General features: G+C 73.1%; 12 protein-coding genes and 17 pseudogenes. 26 read left to right on the forward strand and 3 right to left on the reverse strand.

Annotated elements, in window-relative coordinates:
• Position 1: 1 nt before the first annotated feature.
• A pseudogene (locus tag UG55_RS45270) lies at positions 2–74 on the forward strand (phosphoadenylyl-sulfate reductase); the annotation flags it as partial.
• Between the two features lie 42 nt (positions 75–116).
• Entirely contained in the window at positions 117–1,940 is a 1,824-nt protein-coding gene (gene cobA, locus UG55_RS10040) for a uroporphyrinogen-III C-methyltransferase (protein WP_066066191.1), read from the forward strand.
• Here cobA and UG55_RS34855 read toward each other — a convergent pair.
• Positions 1,880–2,069, reverse strand: a pseudogene (locus tag UG55_RS34855) (cobalamin biosynthesis protein CbiX); the annotation flags it as partial. The gene cobA and the pseudogene UG55_RS34855 overlap by 61 nt on opposite strands.
• 1 nt (position 2,070) lies before the next feature.
• Positions 2,071–2,374 (reverse strand): annotated as a pseudogene (locus UG55_RS34860) (sirohydrochlorin chelatase); the annotation flags it as partial.
• A 432-nt stretch (positions 2,375–2,806) separates the two neighbouring features.
• Here UG55_RS34860 and UG55_RS34865 point away from each other — a divergent pair.
• The 7 genes and pseudogenes from UG55_RS34865 to UG55_RS10070 form a co-directional block, all read left to right on the forward strand.
• Positions 2,807–2,993, forward strand: a pseudogene (locus UG55_RS34865) (serine/threonine protein kinase); the annotation flags it as partial.
• Between the two features lies 1 nt (position 2,994).
• Positions 2,995–4,585, forward strand: a pseudogene (locus UG55_RS10050) (serine/threonine-protein kinase); the annotation flags it as partial.
• Positions 4,586–4,655: 70 nt separating this feature from the next.
• The gene (locus UG55_RS10055; RefSeq protein WP_066066203.1) at positions 4,656–4,958 is read left to right on the forward strand and encodes a hypothetical protein; all 303 of its coding nucleotides are present in this window, start codon (positions 4,656–4,658) and stop codon (positions 4,956–4,958) included.
• 222 nt (positions 4,959–5,180) lie between these two features.
• Positions 5,181–6,386: a cyclic dehypoxanthinyl futalosine synthase gene (gene mqnC / locus UG55_RS10060; protein ID WP_083986626.1), complete on the forward strand. Its 1,206-nt coding sequence runs from the start codon at positions 5,181–5,183 to the stop codon at positions 6,384–6,386.
• A 92-nt stretch (positions 6,387–6,478) separates the two neighbouring features.
• Positions 6,479–6,808 (forward strand): annotated as a pseudogene (locus tag UG55_RS34870) (adenosine deaminase); the annotation flags it as partial.
• Between the two features lies 1 nt (position 6,809).
• Positions 6,810–7,513 (forward strand): annotated as a pseudogene (locus tag UG55_RS34875) (adenosine deaminase); the annotation flags it as partial.
• Between the two features lie 4 nt (positions 7,514–7,517).
• A complete protein-coding gene (locus UG55_RS10070) occupies positions 7,518–8,306 on the forward strand; it encodes a demethylmenaquinone methyltransferase (protein WP_066066206.1) in 789 nt (262 codons plus the stop codon).
• Between the two features lie 75 nt (positions 8,307–8,381).
• Here the strand turns inward: UG55_RS10070 and UG55_RS10075 are convergent, their stop codons facing one another.
• On the reverse strand, positions 8,382–9,101 hold the full coding sequence (locus UG55_RS10075; RefSeq protein ID WP_066066209.1) for a dienelactone hydrolase family protein: 720 nt from the start codon (positions 9,099–9,101) through the stop codon (positions 8,382–8,384).
• 394 nt (positions 9,102–9,495) lie between these two features.
• Here UG55_RS10075 and UG55_RS10080 point away from each other — a divergent pair, with 394 nt between their 5' ends.
• The 17 genes and pseudogenes from UG55_RS10080 (at position 9,496) to nuoH (ending at position 20,411) form a co-directional block, all read left to right on the forward strand.
• Entirely contained in the window at positions 9,496–10,806 is a 1,311-nt protein-coding gene (locus UG55_RS10080; RefSeq protein WP_066066211.1) for a geranylgeranyl reductase family protein, read from the forward strand.
• A 225-nt stretch (positions 10,807–11,031) separates the two neighbouring features.
• Positions 11,032–11,168 (forward strand): annotated as a pseudogene (locus UG55_RS34880) (NADH-quinone oxidoreductase subunit A); the annotation flags it as partial.
• Position 11,169: 1 nt separating this feature from the next.
• Positions 11,170–11,391, forward strand: a pseudogene (ndhC, locus tag UG55_RS34885) (NADH-quinone oxidoreductase subunit A); the annotation flags it as partial.
• On the forward strand, positions 11,382–12,176 hold the full coding sequence (locus UG55_RS46935) for an NADH-quinone oxidoreductase subunit B family protein (protein WP_066066217.1): 795 nt from the start codon (positions 11,382–11,384) through the stop codon (positions 12,174–12,176). The pseudogene ndhC and the gene UG55_RS46935, both read left to right, overlap by 10 nt.
• Positions 12,169–12,858 (forward strand): NADH-quinone oxidoreductase subunit C, encoded by a 690-nt coding sequence (locus UG55_RS10095; RefSeq protein WP_066066220.1) that lies wholly within the window; start codon positions 12,169–12,171, stop codon positions 12,856–12,858. Before UG55_RS46935 ends, UG55_RS10095 begins: the two co-directional genes overlap by 8 nt.
• 103 nt (positions 12,859–12,961) lie before the next feature.
• Positions 12,962–13,352, forward strand: a pseudogene (locus UG55_RS34895) (NADH dehydrogenase subunit D); the annotation flags it as partial.
• A gap of 1 nt (position 13,353) precedes the next feature.
• Positions 13,354–13,396: pseudogene (locus tag UG55_RS34900) on the forward strand (hypothetical protein); the annotation flags it as partial.
• 1 nt (position 13,397) lies between these two features.
• Positions 13,398–13,491: pseudogene (locus tag UG55_RS34905) on the forward strand (hypothetical protein); the annotation flags it as partial.
• 1 nt (position 13,492) lies between these two features.
• Positions 13,493–13,589, forward strand: a pseudogene (locus tag UG55_RS34910) (hypothetical protein); the annotation flags it as partial.
• 1 nt (position 13,590) lies between these two features.
• A pseudogene (locus UG55_RS34915) lies at positions 13,591–14,143 on the forward strand (NADH dehydrogenase subunit D); the annotation flags it as partial.
• 1 nt (position 14,144) lies between these two features.
• A pseudogene (locus UG55_RS34920) lies at positions 14,145–14,359 on the forward strand (NADH dehydrogenase subunit D); the annotation flags it as partial.
• Positions 14,359–14,712 (forward strand): NAD(P)H-dependent oxidoreductase subunit E (locus tag UG55_RS34925; protein WP_242424102.1); only part of this gene is annotated, 354 nt, incomplete at its 3' end. The pseudogene UG55_RS34920 and the gene UG55_RS34925, both read left to right, overlap by 1 nt.
• A gap of 1 nt (position 14,713) precedes the next feature.
• Positions 14,714–15,144: pseudogene (locus tag UG55_RS34930) on the forward strand (NAD(P)H-dependent oxidoreductase subunit E); the annotation flags it as partial.
• A 2-nt stretch (positions 15,145–15,146) separates the two neighbouring features.
• The coding region (gene nuoF, locus UG55_RS10110) for an NADH-quinone oxidoreductase subunit NuoF (protein WP_242424103.1) at positions 15,147–16,182 on the forward strand (1,036 nt) is incomplete at its 3' end.
• 1 nt (position 16,183) lies between these two features.
• Positions 16,184–16,490, forward strand: a pseudogene (locus UG55_RS34935) (NADH-ubiquinone oxidoreductase-F iron-sulfur binding region domain-containing protein); the annotation flags it as partial.
• A 4-nt stretch (positions 16,491–16,494) separates the two neighbouring features.
• Entirely contained in the window at positions 16,495–19,080 is a 2,586-nt protein-coding gene (locus tag UG55_RS10115; protein ID WP_066066383.1) for an NADH-quinone oxidoreductase subunit G, read from the forward strand.
• Entirely contained in the window at positions 19,077–20,411 is a 1,335-nt protein-coding gene (gene nuoH, locus UG55_RS10120; protein ID WP_066066234.1) for an NADH-quinone oxidoreductase subunit NuoH, read from the forward strand. Before UG55_RS10115 ends, nuoH begins: the two co-directional genes overlap by 4 nt.
• Positions 20,412–20,414: the final 3 nt, after the last annotated feature.

Below are 20,414 nucleotides of genomic sequence, written 5' to 3' on the forward strand. Positions count from 1 at the left end.
NGTGCACCCGGCGCGGTGCCGGGCGGGAGGGCCGCTGGGCCGGGACGACGAAGACGGAGTGCGGTATCCACTGACGACCGCCGCGACCAGGCCGATGTCAGCTACCAGGATGTACCGTGCACGCCGTGGTACTCGCGACGACCGGGCCGGGTGCCCACCAGCCTGGTTCTGATCCGGCGCCGACGGCCACGCCCCGCCGCGGGCCCGGCGAGGTGTGGCTGGTGGGGGCCGGGCCGGGTGACCCCGGTCTGTTGACCGTCCGTGGCCGGGAGCTGCTGGCCAGCGCGGACGTGGTGGTTACCGACCGCCTCGCCGCCGCCGTGCTGCTCGACGCCGTCCGGCCCGACGCGCGCGTCATCCAGGTCGGCAAGAGCCCTACCCGGTCGCGCAGCCAGGACGAGGTCAACCAGATCCTGGTCGAGCAGGCCCGCGCCGGCGCCCTGGTGGTGCGGCTCAAGGGGGGCGACCCGTTCCTGCTGGGGCGGGGCGGCGAGGAGGCCGAGGCCTGTGCCGCCGCCGGTATCCCCTGCACTGTGGTCCCCGGCGTGACCTCCGCGATCGCCGCGCCGGCCTATGCGGGGATCCCCGTCACGCACCGCGGGGTCGCGCAGGACCTCGCGATCGTCTCCGGCCACCTGCCGCCGGACCATCCCGAGTCCACGGTGGACTGGGGTGCGCTGGCAGCCTCCCGTGCCACGATCGTCGTGCTCATGGGGGTCGCCCGGCTGATCGACATCGTCGACGCGCTGCTGCGCGGCGGGCGCCCGCACCACACGCCCGCGGCCGTCGTCGAGCGTGGCACGACACCCGCGCAGCGGGTCCTGCGGTCGACCCTCGACGCCATCGCCGTCGACGCGGTCGCCTTCCGGCTGCGTTCGCCCGCGGTGCTCGTGGTCGGCCCGGTCGCCGCGAGGTGCGACGCCCCCGTCGACCGCCCCGCGGCCGGGACCCCTGCGACCCCCGGGACCCCTACGACCCCCGCGACCTCGGCCGCGGGGGCACCCACGCCGGTCACGACCGCGCCGGGCAGGACCAGCCCAGGGGCACCCGGGCGCGGGGCGACCAGGGCAGGGGCGACAGCGCCAGGAGCCCCGCTGCCAGGAGTGGCCGGGCGGGGAGTGACCGGGCCGGGAGTCGCCGGGCTCGCGGGCGGTGTTCCCGACCGGGTCTCCTCGGGCGCGCGCGCCCCCACCGGGCGGGGTGACGCTCCGCTGGCGGGAGTCCGCGTTCTGGTGCCCCGGACCCGGGCCAGGCAGGGCCTGCTCGCCCGCCGGCTGCGCGAGCTCGGTGCGGACGCGGTCGAGACCGTGGTCAGCAGCCTTGTCCCCGCGACGGACGGCAGCCCGCTGCGCGCCGCGCTGCCCGGTGCGGACGGCCTGGTCCTGGCCGACGCGGAAGAGGTCGCCGCGACCGTCGCGCTGCTGCGCGCCGCCGGCACGGATGTCCGGGCGCTCGCCGGCCTGACCCTCGTCGCGGCCTCCGACTCGGCCGCCGGCGCGCTCGACCGGCTCGGGCTGGTGTGCGTGCGCTCCTCGGCCGAGGTCCAGGTCGCGGGCCGGGTGATGACCGAGGTGCCGGTGCCCGGGCTGCGGGTGGTGATCTGCGGGGAGGCCCCGCCCCCGGCGGGGATACGCACGCTGCGCCGGGTCCGACTGCTCGCGGATGTCACCACCGAGGCGGACCCGCGGATCGCCGAGGAGCTGCGCCACGGCGACATCGACGCGGTCGCGCTCGCCTCGTCCACCGCGGCGCGTTGCCTGGCCGAGCTGTACGGCCCGCTGCCCGCGAACGTGCTGGTCGCGGCGATGGGGCGGCGCACCGTCCAGGCCTGCGAGGCCATGGGGCTGCGGGTCGACGCCGTGCCACCGGAGCCGGGGATCTACCCGCTGGCCGCCGTGGTCGCCGACCTCGTGGCCGCCCGGCCGGCGCCGAGGGGGTGACCGCGGCCGGCCAGTGCGTCCTGGATGCGGGCCCGCGCGGCCAGGACGACACCCGGGTGCAGGCCGAGCGGCCGGGTGATCGTCCAGTGGGTGCCGGGGTGGCCGGCCTGGGCGGCGGCCAGCGCCTCGNGGATGTCGCGGGCGGTGTGGTTGCCCTCGAACAGGAAGAACGGGTGCGCGACGATCTCCGAGCAGCCCGCCCGGACGAGCGCGGCGTAGCCCTCGGCGATGTCGGGGCGGACGAGTTCGAGGAATGCCGGCTCCACGGCGCACCAGGTCGGCGCGCTGCCGACCGCGACCGTCGGTTCGCCAGCGCCCGTTGTGCCTGTCCTGCCGGCGGTTTCCGTTGTTTCGAGTGTGTGCGCGAGTTCGAGCACCATGGCATTCGCCTCGTCCCGGCGTGAGCCGTGGCCGATCACCAGTAGACCGCGCATGCCTCCCAGTCTGCCGCCGCCCGGGCAGCACCGCCGGGCGCGGTGCCCGCGGCCGCGGCCGTGGCCGCGGCCGGGTGGGCGACCGCACCCCCGAAGGTGTGAACATGCGTTCGACATGAGGGTCGCGGCGGTGATGTGCTGTTCGCGTACCTGCTGCCGCCGGCCCTGACCCGCTGGCGGCCGCAGGTCGGTATCCGCCCCCGGCCCGCCCGTCCACCCGTCGGAAGGCGGACAACGCGCTCCTCCCGCTTCCCGGGCGCGTTAGCGTCACCTGCGGCGGTACTTTCTCCGGGCTCGCGCTCCCGGTTGTCCCGGGTTCCCGGTCTGTCCTGAGAGCCGCCGAAGCGTGATGATGGTTGGGTTCGCGGGATCCCGCGAACCCGGGCGGCACTTCTCGGCGGCCGCCGCGACGAGCGGGAGAGCGGGCGAGACGTGGCGGACCGATCGGCACGCCGGACGCGGGGAGAACCCCTGCATCCGGACGATCCGACGTCGATCGGGCGGTACGAGGTGATCGGCCGGCTCGGCGCGGGCGGTATGGGGCGGGTCTACCTCGCCGAGGACCGGCAGGGCCGGCAGGTCGCGATCAAGGTGATCCGGTCGGATCTCGCCGTCGATCNCGAGTTCCGGGAGCGTTTCGCCGACGAGGTCGCCGCCGCGCGCCGGGTCGCCCCGTTCTGCACCGCCCAGGTGCTGGACGCCGATCCGCACGCGCGCCGCCCCTACCTGGTCACCGAGTTCATCGACGGCGCCCGGCTCGACGAGGTGGTGGAGGAGTCGGGGGCGCTGCCGCTGTCGACGCTGCAGGGGGTGGCCGTCGGGGTCGCCTCGGCGCTGACCGCGATCCACGGCGCCGGGATCGTCCACCGTGATCTCAAGCCGAGCAACGTGCTGCTGTCCTACTCGGGCCCCAGGGTGATCGACTTCGGCATCGCCCGGGCACTCGACGCGGTGGGCGGGCGCACCCAGTCGGGCCTGGTCCTGGGCTCGGTCGGCTGGATGGCGCCGGAGCAGATGGAAGGCACGACCCCGGTGGGGCCCGCGACCGACGTGTTCGCCTGGGGTCTGCTCGTCGCGTATGCGGCGGCGGGTGACCATCCCTACGGTGACGGCACCTATCTGGAGATGTCCGAGCGGGTGCTCACCAGCGAGGCCGATCTGAGCCAGGTCCCGCCGCAGCTGCTCGACATCGTGGCCGCCGCGCTGCGGCGTGACCCGCGCCGCCGGCCGTCCGCCGAGCAGCTGCTGCTGCGCCTGCTCGGCGACAGCCAGGGCGGCGGGGGTAACCCGCGGGTCGCGGCGACCGAGGTCCTGGACACCACCTGGCCCCGTGGCCGCTCCGCCGCCGCCGTCGCTGCCGGTTACGGACTGGGGGCGGCGGGGCGGCCCGCGCCGACCCGGGTCGCCGCTCCCGGCGAGGTGAGCGGCCGCTGGTGGGAGGCCCCGCAGGGGGCGGTGCCCGGTGCTCAGACGCCTGGTGGTCCGGCGCCTGGTGGCCCGCCGCCGGCCCGGCCCCGTCGTCGCAAGGGTGGGTTCGTCCAGTACGGGGACGAGGCCGACCAGGGGCGGCCGGGTGACCGCAACGCGGCGGCCGCGGCCGGCGCGGGTGTCGGCGCCGGGGCACCGGCCGCCGCGCGGGGTGGGCAGGGCGCTCCGGCCGGCGCGCGATCTGCGGGTGACGGAGCGGACCAGTGGGGCTACGCCGCGCCGCCGGCCCCGGCTCCCGGGCCGGCGCCGCGCCGCGCCGCCCGTCCGGCACCGTCGCCGCCCGCATACCCCTATGCCGGCGACCCCCGCCGTTCCGCGCCGCCGGCGGCCCCGTATGGCGGCGATCCTCGCCGTGCCGCGCCACCGGCCCCACCGCCGGCCCCCGCGCCGCCGGCTCCGGCGCCCTATCGGCCCCGCCGCCCGCGCCGGCGATGGCGGCTGCGGATCCCGTTCAAGCGGACGATCATCTTTGTGCTGATGGTGCTTCTCCTGCTGTCCGCGGCCGACCAGATCGCCACGATGGTCGACGACAAGCGCCAGCAGGTCTGGGACCGGGTCGTCACCTCGATCCACGATTCGGTGGACGAGCAGATCGATCGGCTGCGAGGCGAGACCGACCAGCTGCGCGAACAGGTTCCGGATCTGGGTGACCGGCTCCCGTCGGTGGACGACCAGGGCGGGCGGGGCGGAATCACCGGCCTGCTACCCGGCGGGAACGGGTGAGCACGGCCCGGATCCGCGGCCGTCGCCGATCGCCGGCATGAACCGGGCCCGACCCAGGTACACCGTGGGTATGGCGAACTTCACCAGCAAGGTCCAGGAGCTACTGCACAGCCCCAAGGCCCGCGAGATGGTCGACAAGGCGCGGACGGTCGCGAACAAGCCGGAGAACCGGGAGAAGGTCCGGCAGCTGTCCAGCAAGTTCACCGGCCGCGGCCACGGCCCGGCGGGCGCCGGCCCGGGCACCCACACTTCCGGTACCTCCACTTCCGGTGCCTCCACGCCTTCCGGTACCTCCTCCGGCGCATCGTCTCCCCTCGGTGGGAACGACCGCGGCGCCGACGAGCGCGGCCCGTCGGACTACGGCCCGTTCTGAGACCGCCGGCAGGTGGCGGCCCCGTCCTGCGCCACGGCAAGCGGGCGCCACCACGCGCCATCACCGCAATCGGACGAACGCCGCGCCCGCGCCACGACCGCGTTCGGGCGGACGGATCGGTCGTTCTGACGCGTTGCGCGGGACGCCCCCCGGCCCGTGCGGGGCCGCGCGGCCGGCCGCGGGCCGGGGGCCCGGTTGCCTGGAGGTCGTACGATCTGTGGGGTGAGCCTTGTTGATGCCGACGGTGAGTCCCCGGTGGGTGGTGCCCGTGTGGCCGACGCCGAGATCCGGTCGTTGCTGGACCGCGCGGCCGACGGCGGGCGGATAACGCCCCAGGAGGCCCTCCTGCTCTACACGTCCGCGCCCCTGCACGGGCTCGGGCGGGCCGCCGACGCGGTGCGCCGCCGCCGGTTCCCGGACGGGATAGCCACCTACATCATCGACCGGAACATCAACTACACGAACATCTGCGTGACGGCCTGCCGCTTCTGCGCCTTCTACCGGGCACCGAAGCATGCCGAGGGCTGGGTGCGCGACCTGGACGACATCGTCGCGAAGTGCGGCGAGGCGGTCGAGCTCGGCGCCACGCAGATCATGCTTCAGGGCGGCCACAACCCCGACTTCGGGATCGAGTGGTACGAGCGGACATTCGCCGCCATCAAGGCGGCCTATCCGCAGCTCGCGCTGCATTCGCTGGGTGCCAGCGAGGTGGTGCACATCGCGCGGACGTCCGGCCTCGACTTCGCCGAGGTCATCACCCGCCTGCGGGCCGCCGGTCTGGACAGCTTCGCCGGCGCCGGCGCCGAGATCCTCACCGAGCGGCCGCGGCACGCCATCGCGCCGCTCAAGGAGCCCGGCCACGTCTGGCTGTCGGTGATGGAGGTGGCGCACGGCCTCGGCCTGGAATCCACGGCGACCTTCATGATGGGCACCGGGGAGACGAACGCCGAGCGCATCGAGCACCTGCGCATGATCCGGGACGTCCAGGACCGCACCGGGGGTTTCCGGTCGTTCATCCCGTGGACGTACCAACCGGAGAACAACCACCTGGGCGGCCGGACGCAGGCCACGACGTTGGAGTACCTGCGGCTGGTGGCCGTCGCGCGGCTGTTCTTCGACAACGTGGCGCATCTGCAGGGCTCGTGGCTGACGACGGGCAAGGAGGTCGGCCAGCTCACCCTGCACATGGGGGCGGACGATCTCGGGTCGGTCATGCTGGAGGAGAACGTCGTCTCCTCCGCCGGCGCCCGGCACCGGACGAACCGGACCGAGCTGATCCACCTGATCCGCTCGGCCGGCCGGATCCCCGCCCAGCGGGACACCCTCTACCGCCATCTGGTGGTGCACCGCGACCCGGCGGACGACCCGGTGGACGAGCGGGTGGCCTCGCACTTCTCGTCGACGGCGCTGCCGCTGGTGACGACCTGACCGCCGAGCCAGGCGCCTCGCCCACGACCGGGACCGGGACCGGTCCCAAGATCGAGCTGCACGTCCACCTGGAGGGGACGGTGCGGCCGGAGATGCTGCTCGCGATGGGCCGGCGCAACAACGAGGCGCTGCCCGCCCGCACGGTCGAAGGCATCGCCGAGCTGTACCGGTTCCGCGACTTCGACCACTTCATCAAGGTGTGGGTCCTCACCACGCACGTGATGCGCACGGCCGACGACTTCCGCGAGGTCGTCGTCGACTACGCGCGGCGGGCCGCCGAGCAGGGCGCCGTCTACCTGGAGGGGATCTTCTCGCCCTGGTACCGGGTGCATCGGGGCGTGCCCTGGCAGGAGGTCTTCACCGGGTACGCAGACGGTGCCCAGGAGGCCCGGGAGCGGTTCGGGATCGAGGTGCGGCTGACCNCTGACATCGACCGGGTGCTCCCGCCCGAGGCCGCGATGGATGTCGTCGACTGGTCGGCGCGGTTCGTCGACCGCGGTGTCGTCGGAATCGGGCTCGGTGGTCCCGAGGTCGGGCATCCGCCGGAGCCGTACGCGCGGGTTTTCGCCGCCGCCGCCGACGCTGGGCTGGCGGCCGTCCCGCACGCGGGGGAGACGGCGGGCGCCGAGTCGGTGCGGGGCGCGCTGCACGCGCTGGGTGCCCGGCGGATCCGCCACGGCGTGCGTGCGCTGGAGGACCCGGACCTGGTCGCGGAGCTGGTCGAGCGGAACATCGTGCTGGATGTCTGCCCGGTGTCGAACCTGCGGACGGGAGTCGTCGACGATCTGGCCCGACATCCGCTGCCCGCGATGGTCGCGGCCGGCCTGCGCTGCTCGCTGTCGACGGACGACCCGGCGATGTTCGGCACCGATCTGGAACGGGAGTACGCGGTCGCGGCGGGCCTGGGGGTGTCGCTGCGGGAGGTCTTCGCCGCCGGGCTCCTGGGCGCGCTCTGTGACGAGGAGACCCGGGCCCGGCTGGCGGCGGTCGGCGAACGGGCCGACTGGGAAGGCGCCCAGGCGGCGGCCACGGCCGGCGCAGGCCAGGCCGGCCAGGCCGGCCAGGCAGACCAGGCCGGTCCGTCGAGGGGACTGGCCGGCGCGGAAGTGATGAGCGCAGAAGGATGAGCCGGTGAGCCGAGCGGGACTGGACAAGAAACCCGACCAGGTGGCCGCGATGTTCGACCAGGTCGCGCGGCGCTACGACGTGACGAACGCGGTGCTGTCGGCCGGTCTCGACCGCACCTGGCGCACGGCGACGGCCCGCGCGCTGGATCTGGCTCCCGGGCTGCGTGTCCTGGACGTCGCGGCGGGTACGGCGACCTCGTCGCGGGCCTTCGCCGCCGCGGGCGCGGAGGTCGTGGCCTGTGACTTCTCGCTCGGCATGCTGGAGGTCGCCCGCCGGCGGCTCGCCAGCCGGGAGGGCCCGGGTTCCGCCCCCGCGGGCGGCGCCCCTGCCGAGGCCGGCACCCCCGCCGCGGGCGATCCGCCGGCTGGCCGGGTGCTGCTCACCGCCGGGGACGGGCTGCGGCTGCCGTTCGCGAACGACTCCTTCGACCGGGTGACGATCTCCTTCGGGCTCCGTAACGTCGCCGCCGTCGACGTCTGCCTCCGCGAGCTGAGCCGGGTGACCAGGCCGGGGGGCGTGCTGGCGATCTGCGAGTTCAGCCGGCCGGTGTGGCGGCCGGTCCGCACCGCGTACATGGAGTACCTGATGCGCGCGCTGCCCGCGGTGGCTCGGGCTGTCAGCAGCAGCCCGGAGTCCTACGTGTATCTGGCCGAGTCCATCCGGGCCTGGCCGGGGCAGGCGGAGCTGGCCGAGATGGTGCGTGCGGCCGGCTGGACCAGGGTGAACTGGCGCAACCTGAGCGGCGGCATCGTCGCCGTGCACCGCGCGGTGCGACCCGGCCCGGAGGCCTGACCGCCGGCCGGATGCCCGCCTGACCGCCTGCCTGACCGCCGGCCCGGAGGCCTGACCGCCGGCGGGGAGGACGAGTCAGGCGGTCGGTACGTGGCGCTCCAGCCAGGCGAGGGTGCGTGCCCAGGCGTCCGCCGCGGCGGCGGCCTGGTAGGAATCCGGCCGGGTGTCGTCGTGGAAGGCGTGGCCGGCCCCGGGATAGCGCACGACCTGGGTGTCGACCTCGGCGAGGGCGGCCACGGCCCGCAGGTCCTCCACCTGCTCGACGGGGATGGACCGGTCGAGGTCGCCGTAGAGTCCGAGCCAGGGGGTCTGCAGGCTGGCGGCCACCTCGAGCTGGGAGGGCTCGCCGAAACGGCCGTCCTCGATGCCGCTGCCGTAGAACGTGACCGCGGCGCCGAGCGGGCGCCGGACCGCGGCATGGAAGGCGATGCCGCCACCCATGCAGAAACCGACGACCGCGCTGCGGTCGATCGGTGTTCCGGACTCGGCGAGCACCATCAGCCCGGAGTCGAGATCGTCGAGGATGTCGTCACCGGCCAGCCGGCCGCGCAGGGCGAGCGCCGCCCCGACGTCGGAGTGGTCGAACACGGGTGATCCGAGCCGGTGGTACAGGTCCGGGGCGACGGCCCGCCAGCCGGCGTCCGCGAACCGGCCGCAGATGTCGGTGATGTGGTCGGTGAGTCCGAACACCTCGTGGACGACCAGCACCCCGCCGCGGGCGGTGCGCGGGGGTTCCGCGATGACGGCGGGGGTGGGGCCGTCGGCGGTGGTGAGGACGACTGTCTCTGATGTCATGGCCGCGTCGATTCCGAGGTCGGTGGAGCCGGCCGATCCGCGTCGCCTGCTGATCGGCGGGCTCCGGGGGCAGCTGAGCGGCGTCGAGCCGTGAGCACACCGCCCCGCTTGACTCGGGAACTACCCAGATCGGGGGGTGATGTCACCTCCGGGCCGGGTGGCGGCCCGATCGGGCTTGCGCGTTGGTGCCTACCGTTGCCGAGCTGTAGCGCTGGGTTGCGTCGTCAGGGGGCGGGTTGACGGATCTTCGCCTGCCGAGGTCCTGGTTGGTGCCTCAGGCCCGGACAGGGCCTACACTTCGGCGTGGCGCTCGTGAAGAATTTCACGAGCGCGCAAGCAGGGGACTGGAAGCGGCCGACCAGCGGCCGGCAGACGTGGGAATCCGGAGCAGCGCGTGACCACAGCGACGACGGAACGAGACGGCGCCCGGACGGACGACCGCCCCGATGCCGACGTCATCGTGGTGGGAGCCGGGCCGGGTGGGTCCGCGGCCGCCTACCACCTTGCCCGTACCGGGCTCGATGTCCTGCTGTTGGAGAAGAGCACCTTCCCGCGGGAGAAGGTCTGCGGGGACGGCCTGACCCCCCGCGCCGTTCGCAGCCTCGTCGAGATGGGAATAGACACCTCGGCCGAGGCCGGCTGGCTGCGGAACAAGGGGCTGCGCATCATCGGGGGCGGGGTGCGCCTGGAGCTGCCCTGGCCGCAGCTCGCGAGCTGGCCGGACTACGGGCTGGTCCGGCCCCGGGCGGACTTCGACGAGATGCTCGCCCGGCACGCGGTCAAGGCCGGTGCGCGGCTGCTGGAGGGGACGACGGTCACCGGCCCGGTGCGCGACGACCGGACCGGCCAGGTGGTGGGTGTGACCGCCCGCGCCGGGGTGGACCGGGCGCCGGTGGAGTTCCGCGCACCGGTCGTCGTCGCCGCGGACGGGAACAGCGCGCGGATCGCCCTGGCCCTCGGGATCCGCCGGCGGGAGGACCGCCCGCTCGGCGTCGCGGTGCGGCGCTACTACCGCAGCCCGCGTTCGAACGACGACTTCCTGGAGTCGCACCTGGAGCTCTGGGAAGGCCCGCCGCGCCAGAGCGCGCTCCTTCCCGGCTACGGCTGGATCTTCGGTATGGGTGACGGCACGAGTAATGTGGGCCTCGGCATACTGAACACCACCTCCGCCTTCCAGAACACCGACTACCGGGATCTGCTGCGCCGTTGGCTGTCGGCGCTGCCCGCCGAGTGGGGATACGGCGAGGAGAACGCCACCGGCCCGGTCCGCGGGAGCGCCCTGCCGATGGCGTTCAACCGCACGCCGCACTACCAGGACGGAGTTCTGCTCGTCGGTGACTCCGGCGGGATGGTGAACCCGTTCAACGGTGAGGGCATCGCCTATGCGATGGAATCGGGCCGGATTGCGGCGGAGACGATCGTGCTTGCGCTCGCCCGGCACTCCGGGCCGGCGCGGGAGCGGGCACTGGCCCGTTATCCGGAGATCATCCGGGATACCTATGGGGGCTATTACACCCTGGGTCGGTTGTTTGTACAGCTCATCGGGAATCCGACCGTCATGAGTCTGGGTACCCGGTACGGACTGCCTCGGCCGGTGCTGATGCGCTTCGTCCTGAAGGTCATGGCAAATCTGACCGACCCGCAGGGAGGTGATGCGTCCGACCGCCTGATCAACGCGCTGACCCGGCTCGCGCCGGCCACCTGACGCTGGGTGGGCCCGGGCGCACGGGGCACTCGGCGGCGGCGCGGAGAGAACAATCCCGGTGCGACCGGGAAAAGTGAGGTCGCGTAGGCTGCATCCGCGCTCACGCCGTTGCCCGGTGGGAGCGTGATACACCGGTTGGCCCGGGTGAGGCGCGTTACGGCCGCCCACGGCGAACCGCCACCAAGACGTCCGCACCAAACATTCGAAGGAGAGGAGTTCGGCATGCTGGACAGTTATGTGCCGATCCTCGTTCTGCTCGCGATCGCGATGCTGTTCGCGGTCGGTTCCGTGGCGGTGAGCGCGCTGGTCGGCCCGAAACGGTTCAACCGTGCCAAGGTCGACATCTACGAGTGCGGTATCGANCCCGAGCCGGTACCGGCCGGGCCGCACCGCTTCCCGGTGAAGTACTACAACACCGCGATGCTCTTCATCGTCTTCGACATCGAGATCATCTTCCTGTTCCCGTGGGCCGTCGCGTTCGACAGCCTCGCGGTCTTCGGTCTCGGTGCGATGGCGTTGTTCATGGCGACGATCTTCGTCGCCTACGCCTACGAGTGGCGTCGGGGGGGTCTGGAATGGGACTAGAGGAGAAGCTGCCCGGCGGTGTGCTGCTGACCACCGTCGAGAAGCTCGCGAACTGGTCGCGCAGGTCCTCGCTGTGGCCGGCCACGTTCGGTCTGGCCTGCTGCGCCATCGAGATGATGTCGACCGGCGCCGGCCGCTACGACCTCTCCCGCTTCGGGATGGAGGTCTTCCGCGCCAGCCCGCGCCAGGCCGACCTCATGATCGTGGCGGGCCGGGTGAGCCAGAAGATGGCCCCCGTGCTGCGCCAGATCTACGACCAGATGCCCGAGCCCAAGTGGGTGCTGTCGATGGGTGTCTGCGCGAGCAGCGGCGGCATGTTCAACAACTACGCGATCGTGCAGGGCGTCGACCACATCGTGCCGGTCGACATGTACCTGCCCGGCTGCCCGCCGCGCCCCGAGATGCTGATGGACGCGATCGTCAAGCTGCACGAGAAGATCCTCGCGGGGTCGGTGTCGGGCAAGGTCGAGCACACCGAGGTCGGCACGTCGCCGTACCCGAAGCCGATCGAGGTCGCCACGGCGTGGGCCGGGCTGCCGGCCGGGGCGGTCGACACCCGCACCCTGTCGGTCAACGACCGGAAGCGCTTCAGCCTCCCCGAGGACGCCCCCGTGCCGGCGGGCCGCGGTGCCGTCGAGCCGTCCCTGGACACCCGGCGCCCGGCCGCGATCGCGCCGCCGTCGGTCTTCGGCCGCGGCAAGCGGGTGCCCGTCGACGCCAAGCCGACCGACGAGTCCCGGGCCGGCGGACCCGGACCGAGCACGGAGACCCTGACCGATGACTGAGCTGGTACCGGGTAACGCCGGCGTTCCGGGCGGCCCAGGAGGTCGGCCCCGGGACGCGTTCGGGGCCCGCGGCAGCGGCGACACCTCCGGTTTCGGCGGGCTGGTCCCGCCGGTGCCGAGCCTGGCGTCGAGTTCCCGCCCGTTCGGCGACGACGCGGCGGACACGGTGTACGACACCCTGGAGCGGGTCTACCCGGAGCTCGGTGACGCCGTCGAGCGGGTCGTGTTCGCCTTCGGCGAGCTGACGCTGCACATCCGCCGCGAGAAGCTCCTGGAAGTAGCGTGGAAGCTGCGCGACGAGCCGGGGCTGCGCTTCGAGCTGCTGTCCTCGCTGTCCGGGGCGGACTACCCCGACGACCTGACGGGCCGGCGCCTGCACTCGGTGGTGCACCTGACCTCCATGACGCACCGCCGGCGGCTGCGCGTCGAGGTCTCCGTGCCGGACGAGGACCCGCACCTGCCGAGCCTGACCCCGGTCTGGCCGACCGCGGACTGGCACGAGCGGGAGGCCTACGACCTGTTCGGCATCGTCTACGAGGGCCACCCCGGCCTGGCGCGGATCATGATGCCGGACGACTGGGTGGGTCACCCGCAGCGGAAGGACTACCCGCTGGGCGGCATCGCCGTCGAGTACAAGGGCGCCCAGATCCCGCCGCCCGAGACCCGCCGGAGCTACTCGTGACCGGGCCTGCCGCCACGCACCGTCCGGTTGGCACACCGCGCCGGGTGGGGGCCGCGGAACGCGCGTCCACCAGGCACACCCGAGCCGACTTCCGAGGTTCGCTATGAGCACGCACACCGAGACGACCGTCGGCGCGGCCGGCGGTTCGGCCGCCGGTGGTCCGGCCGAGACCATCACCGGGGCCCAGCCCTACGAGGCCGGTTTCACCGAGTCCTCGGCCGGCCGGGTCTACACCGTCACCGGCGGTGACTGGGAGCAGGTTCTCGGCTCCGGTGAGGACGACGGTGAACGCATCGTCGTCAACATGGGCCCGCAGCACCCGTCGACACACGGGGTGCTGCGGCTCGTGCTGGAGATCGAGGGCGAGACGGTCACCGAGACCCGCCTCGTCATCGGCTACCTGCACACCGGCATCGAGAAGAGCTGTGAGTACCGCACCTGGACGCAGGCGGTCACCTTCCTGACCCGGGCGGACTACCTCTCCCCGCTGTACANCGAGGCGGCCTACTGCCTGTCGGTCGAGAAGCTGCTCGGCATCNCCGACGAGGTGCCCGAGCGGGCGACCGTGATCCGGGTGCTGGTCATGGAGCTGCAGCGGATCGCCTCGCACCTGGTCTGGCTGGCCACCGGCGGNATGGAGCTCGGCGCCACCACCGGCATGATCTTCGGGTTCCGCGAGCGGGAGAAGATCCTCGACCTGCTCGAACTGATCACCGGCCTGCGGATGAACCNCGCCTACATCCGGCCCGGCGGCCTCGCGCAGGACCTCCCGGACGAGGCGGTGCCCAGGATCCGCGAGTTCCTCGTGGACATGCCGAAGCGGATCCGCGAGTACCACGCGCTGCTGACCGGCCAGCCCATCTGGAAGGCGCGGATGGTCGACGTCAACTTCCTCGACGCGGCCGCCTGCATCGCCCTCGGGACGACCGGTCCGGTGCTGCGCGCCGCGGGGCTGCCGTGGGACCTGCGCAAGACCATGCCGTACTGCGGCTACGAGACCTACGAGTTCGACGTCCCCACCGCGCTGGAGGGCGACTCCTACGCCCGGTACCTGGTGCGGCTGGAGGAGATGGGCGAATCTCTCAAGATCATTGAGCAGTGCCTGGACCGGCTGCGGCCCGGCCCGGTCATGGTGGCCGACAAGAAGATCGCCTGGCCCTCGCAGCTCGCGATCGGCTCCGACGGCATGGGCAACTCGCTCGATCACATCCGCAAGATCATGGGGACCTCGATGGAGGCCCTGATCCACCACTTCAAGCTCGTCACCGAGGGCTTCCGGGTGCCGNCCGGCCAGGTCTACACGCAGATCGAGTCGCCGCGCGGCGAGCTCGGCTACCACGTGGTCAGCGATGGCGGCACCAGGCCGTTCCGCGTCCACGTCCGCGACCCAAGCTTCGTCAACCTGCAGGCGGTGCCCGCGATGACGGAGGGCGGGCAGGTCGCGGACGTGATCGTCGGAGTAGCCTCCGTGGACCCGGTGCTCGGGGGAGTTGACCGCTGATGGCACTGACCGAACAGACCCGGGCCGCCGCCCGCGAGATCATCGCGCGCTACCCGGAGGGGCGTTCCCGCTCCGCGCTGCTGCCGATGCTGCACCTGGTGCAGTCGGAGGAGGGGGCTGTCACCGAGGAGGGGGTGGCCTTCTGCGCGGAGCAGCTCGGCATCACCCACGCCGAGGTCGGCGCGGTGGCGACCTTCTACACGATGTACAAGCGTCGCCCGGTCGGTGACTGGCTCGTGTCGGTCTGCACGAACCTCTCCTGCCTGCTCCGCGGTGGCGAGGACGTCTACAAGCGGCTTTCCGGCGACCTCGGGGTCGGGCACGACCAGACCACCGAGGACGGCACGATCACCNTCGAGCACGCCGAGTGCCTGGCGGCCTGTGACTACGCGCCGGTCATGACGGTGAACTACGAGTTCTACGACCAGGTCACGCCCGACTCCGCCGCGGAAATCGTCGACGCGCTGCGGCGCGGGGAACGCCCGGCGCCGACCCGGGGTGGTCCGCTGTGTACCTTCGGCGAGGCATCGTTCCAGCTCGCCGGGTTCGCTGACCCTCGGCCGGCGGGCATCGCGGGGCCGGGTGTGGGCGATCCGTCGCTGGCCGGTGTGCTGATCGCCGAGGCCGGCGGCTGGAAGCCGGAGGACGGCGTCGCCGGTGCTCCGCCGCTGACGCCGCTCCCGTCGACCGCGCCGCCGTCCGCCCCCGAGGGCGCGGCGGGCGCGGCGGACCAGGCACCGCCGCCTGCCCCGGCGACCGGCGCCACGCAGACGAAGGTGAACTGACCATGCCTGTCACCCCGGTCCTCACCCGGCGCTGGAACGCGCCCGAGTCGTGGACGCTGGCGACGTACGAGCGCCTCGACGGCTACCAGGGCCTGCGCCGGGCGCTCGCCCAGGGCCCCGACGACATCATCAAGCTCATCAAGGACTCCGGCCTGCGCGGCCGCGGCGGCGCGGGTTTCCCCACCGGTATGAAGTGGGGCTTCATCCCGCAGGGTGACGGCAAGCCGCACTACCTCGTCATCAACGCCGACGAGGGTGAGCCGGGCACCTGCAAGGACGCCCCGCTGATGAAGGCGGACCCGCACTCGCTGATCGAGGGCATCGTCATCGCCGCCTACGCGGTGCGGGCGAGCCGGGCCTTCATCTACCTGCGCGGCGAGCTGATCCACGCCGCCCGCCGGCTGCGCGCCGCCACGGCCGAGGCCTACCAGGCCGGCTACCTGGGGCGGGACATCCTCGGGAGCGGCTTCGACCTCGACCTGGTGGTGCACTCCGGCGCCGGCGCCTACATCTGCGGCGAGGAGACGGCGCTGCTCGACTCGCTGGAGGGCCGCCGCGGCCAGCCCCGGCTGCGGCCGCCGTTCCCGGCGACCCACGGGCTGTACGCGTCCCCCACGGTCGTGAACAACGTCGAGACCATCGCGACGGTGCCGTTCATCGTGAACTATGGCGTCGACTGGTTCCGCTCGATGGGCCGCGAACGCTCCCCGGGCCCGAAGATCTACAGCCTGTCCGGCCACGTGACCCGGCCCGGCCAGTACGAGGCCCCGATGGGCACGACGCTGCGTGAGCTGCTCGACATGGCGGGCGGTGTGCTCGGCGGCCGCAAGCTGAAGGCCTGGACCCCGGGCGGCTCGTCCACCCCGCTGCTCACCGGCGACCACCTCGACGTCCCGCTGGACTTCGAGGGTGTGCAGGAGGCCGGGTCGCTGCTCGGCACCGCCGCGCTCATGATCATGGACGACACCGTGGACATGCTCCCGATCGTCCGCCGCCTCACCCAGTTCTACGCGCACGAGTCGTGCGGCAAGTGCACCCNCTGCCGGGAGGGCACCACCTGGATGGTGCAGATCCTCTCCCGCATGGAGCGCGGCCAGGGCGACCCGGACGACGTCGACACCCTCGTCGACGCCTGCGACAACATCTTCGGACGCGCCTTCTGCGCGCTCGCGGACGGCGCCACCTCGCCGATCGTCTCCGGGATCAAGTACTTCCGGAACGAATTCCTCCCGATCACCCCGGTGGGCCCGTCGGGTTCCACCACGTCGGTTGCCGGCTCGGCGAACGGCGCGGCCGCGGGTGGCGCGGCCGCGGGCACGCCGGGCGCCTACGCGGGAGCGCACTGAGATCATGACTGTCGCCCCAGAGAAGCCGGCCGTGCCGGCCGCCCCCGACCACGTCACGCTCACCATCGACGGCCTGCCGGTGAGCGTGCCGAAGGGCACCCTCATCATCCGGGCCGCGGAGCAGCTGGGCATCGAGATCCCGCGCTTCTGCGACCACCCGCTGCTGGACCCGGTCGGGGCCTGCCGGCAGTGCATCGTCGAGGTCGAGGGCCAGCGCAAGCCGGTCGCGTCCTGCACCACGACGGTGGCCGCGGACATGGTGGTGAAGACCCAGGTCTCCTCGCCGGTGGCCAAGAAGGCCCAGGCGGGGACGCTGGAGTTCCTTCTCCTCAACCATCCGCTCGACTGCCCGATCTGCGACAAGGGCGGCGAGTGCCCGCTGCAGAACCAGTCGATGGCGAACGGCGCGGCCACCTCCCGCTTCAAGGAGACCAAGCGCGCCTACCCCAAGCCGCTGGCCATCTCCAGCCAGATCCTGCTGGACCGCGAGCGCTGCGTGCTGTGCGCGCGGTGCACCCGCTTCTCCGCGCAGATCGCCGGTGACCCGTTCATCGAGCTGTTCGAGCGCGGCGCGGCCGAGCAGGTCGCCGTCAGCGACGGCCAGCCGTTCTCCTCCTACTTCTCCGGCAACACGGTGCAGATCTGCCCGGTCGGCGCGCTCACCTCCGCGGCCTACCGGTTCCGGGCCCGGCCGTTCGACCTGGTGTCGACGCCGACGTCCTGCGAGCACTGCGCGGCCGGCTGCTCGCTGCGCACCGACCACCGGCGCGGCAAGGTGACCCGGCGCCTCGCCGCCGAGGACCCGGCGGTGAACGAGGAGTGGAACTGCGACAAGGGCCGCTTCGCGTTCACCTACGCGCGCCAGGCCGACCGGCTGACCACGCCGCTGATCCGCGACGACAGCACCGGTGAGCTGGTCGAGGCCAGCTGGTCGGAGGCGCTGGAGTACGCCGCCCGCGGCCTGGCCGAGTGCCGGGACAGGCACGGAGTCGGCGTGCTCGCCGGCGGCCGGCTGACCCGCGAGGACGCCTACGCCTACGCCAAGTTCGCCCGCCTCGCGCTCGGCACGAACGACGTCGACTTCCGGGCCCGCCCGCACTCCGCCGAGGAGGAGGCCTTCCTCGCCAGCGCGGTCGCGGGTACCGGCATCGGGGTCACCTACGCCGACCTGGAGGCGGCGCCCGCCGTCCTGCTCGTCGCGTTCGAGCCCGAGGAGGAGGCCGGCGTCGTCTTCCTGCGGCTGCGCAAGGCGGCCAGCAAGCGCGGTACCGCGGTGTACGCGCTCGCGCCGCTGGCCACCCGCGGTCTGCGGAAGCTGTCCGGGACACTGATCCCGGTCGTGCCCGGCGCCGAGGCCGCTGCCCTCGACGAACTGGCCGGCGGTGCTTCCGCGGGTGCCTCCGCCACCACCGAGGCGCTGCGCGCGCCCGGCGCGGTGATCCTGGTCGGCTCCCGGGCCGCCGAGTCACCGGGCACGCTGTCGGCCGCCCTGCGGCTGGCCGAGGCGACCGGCGCCGCCCTCGCCTGGGTGCCCCGCCGCGCCGGTGAGCGTGGCGCGGTCTCCGCCGGACTGCTTCCCTCGCTGCTCCCGGGCGGGCGCCCGGTGGCGGACATCGGGGCCCGCGCCGAGGTGGAGTCCTTCTGGGGAGCGCGCCTGCTCGGCGCACCCGGCCGGGACACCGCCGGCATCCTGGCCGCGGCCGAGGCGGGCCGGCTCGACGCGGTCGTCGTCGCCGGTGTGGACGCCGAGGACCTGCCCGACCCGGCGGGGGCCCTGGCCACGCTGGCCCGGGTGCCCTTCTGCGTGTCGCTGGAGATCCGCCGCTCCGCGATCGCCGAGGTGGCCGACGTGGTCTTCCCGGTCGCACCGGTCGCGGAGAAGGCCGGCACGTTCGTGAACTGGGAGGGCCGGCTGCGTCCCTTCCAGCGCGCACTCGACACCCCGGCGCTGCCCGACCTGCGGGTGCTGCACCTGCTGGCCGCGGAGATGGGGCTCGACCTGCGGATCCCGGACGCGGGCGCGGCGGCGCGCGAGCTGAGCGAGCTCGGCCGGGCCGGCGACGAGACCAACCGCGGCCCTGCTCCGGCCGAGGCCCCGGCCGCGCCGGTGACCGCCGGCCCGGGCGAGGCCCTGCTCGCCACCTGGCACCTGAACCTCGACGACGGCGCCCTGCAGGCCGGTGAGCCCTACCTCGCCGGTACCGCGCGCCCGCCGCGCCTGCTGCTCTCCGCGGCGACCGCCGCCGAGATCGGCGCGGTCGCCGGCCAGCCGGTCACCGCGAGCACCGCCCGCGGCTCGGTGACGCTGCCCCTGGAGATCACCGAGATGCCGGACCGGGTGGTCTGGGTGCCGACGCATTCCCCCGGCTCCCATGTGCGCCGCTCGCTGGCCGAGCACGCCGGGGTGCTGGTCCGGCTCACCGCCGGTGGCCTGCTGCCGACCGAGACGGCGCCCGGCGGCGGCGTCGACACCTTCCCGGTCGACGGGACGGGCGGGACGGCGCTGGGCTCCCAGCTCGCCGAGGCCCGGGACACCGCCGTGGCAGTGGCCCCCGTCGGACGGAACGACACCACCGGAGGCCGGGCATGACCGGGACCTCGACAGTCCTGCTCGCCGCGAACCTCGGCGACCCGGACACGTCCGTCCTCACCGACGACCCGTTCTGGCTCATTCTGATCAAAGCGGTCGCGGTCTTCGCGTTCCTGCTGGTGATGACGCTGTTCTCGATCGTCTTCGAGCGCAAGGTCGTCGCGAAGATGCAGCAGCGGGTCGGGCCCAACCGGCACGGCCCGCGCGGCTGGCTGCAGAGCCTCGCCGACGGCGTGAAGCTCATGCTCAAGGAAGACATCATCCCGGCGCTGGCCGACAAGCCGATCTTCATCCTGGCGCCGGTCATCTCCGCGGTCCCCGCGTTCCTGGCGTTCGCGTGCATCCCGTTCGGGCCCGAGGTGTCGATCTTCGGTGAGCGCACGCTGCTGCAGCTCGCCGACCTGCCCGTCAGCGTGCTGTACCTGCTGGCGGCGGCGTCGCTGGGGGTTTACGGGCTGATCCTCGCCGGCTGGTCCAGCGGGTCGACCTACCCGCTGCTGGGCTCGCTGCGCTCGGCGGCGCAGATCATCTCCTACGAGGTCGCGATGGGCCTCGCGTTCGTCGCGGTCTTCATCTACGCCGGGACGCTGAGCACCGCCGGAATCGTGCAGAGCCAGCACGACTGGTGGTACGTGGCGCTGCTGCCGTCGTTCATCCTGTACGTCATCGCGATGGTCGGTGAGACCAACCGGACGCCCTTCGACCTCCCCGAGGCCGAGGGTGAGCTGGTCGGCGGCTTCCACACCGAGTACAGCTCGATCAAGTTCGCGTTCTTCTTCCTCGCCGAGTACATCAACATGGTCACCGTCTCGGCGATCGCGACCACGCTGTTCCTGGGCGGGTGGCAGCCGCCGCCGATCCCGGGGCTGTCCGGGCTGGACCACGGCTGGTACCCGCTGATCTGGTTCGTCATCAAGCTGCTGCTGTTCATCTTCGTGTTCATCTGGCTGCGGGGCACGCTGCCGCGGCTGCGTTACGACCAGTTCATGGCCTTCGGCTGGAAGGTCCTGATCCCGGTCGGTCTGGTGTGGGTGCTGGCGGTCGCCACCTTCCGCGCCTACCAGGAGCATGTCTCCGACCGGACACCGTGGCTGATCGGCTTCGGGGTCGTGGTGGGCGTTCTGCTCATCGTTGCGATCATCGATCCCGGCGCGGCCAAGGCCCGGCGGGAGCAGGAGGAGGCCGAGCGGGAACGGGCCGAGTCGGCTCCGAGCCTGGACAGCATTCCGTGGCCGCCGCCGTCCGGTGCTCCGGTGGCCGCGCTGGCCGGGCGTGACCAGGGAACCACCACCGTCATCCCCGCGGGCTCCGGCCCGCGTCAGGAGAGCTGAACC

The sequence above is a fragment of the Frankia sp. EI5c genome, assembly GCF_001636565.1.
In the GTDB taxonomy this organism is placed as follows: Bacteria; Actinomycetota; Actinomycetes; order Frankiales; family Frankiaceae; genus Parafrankia.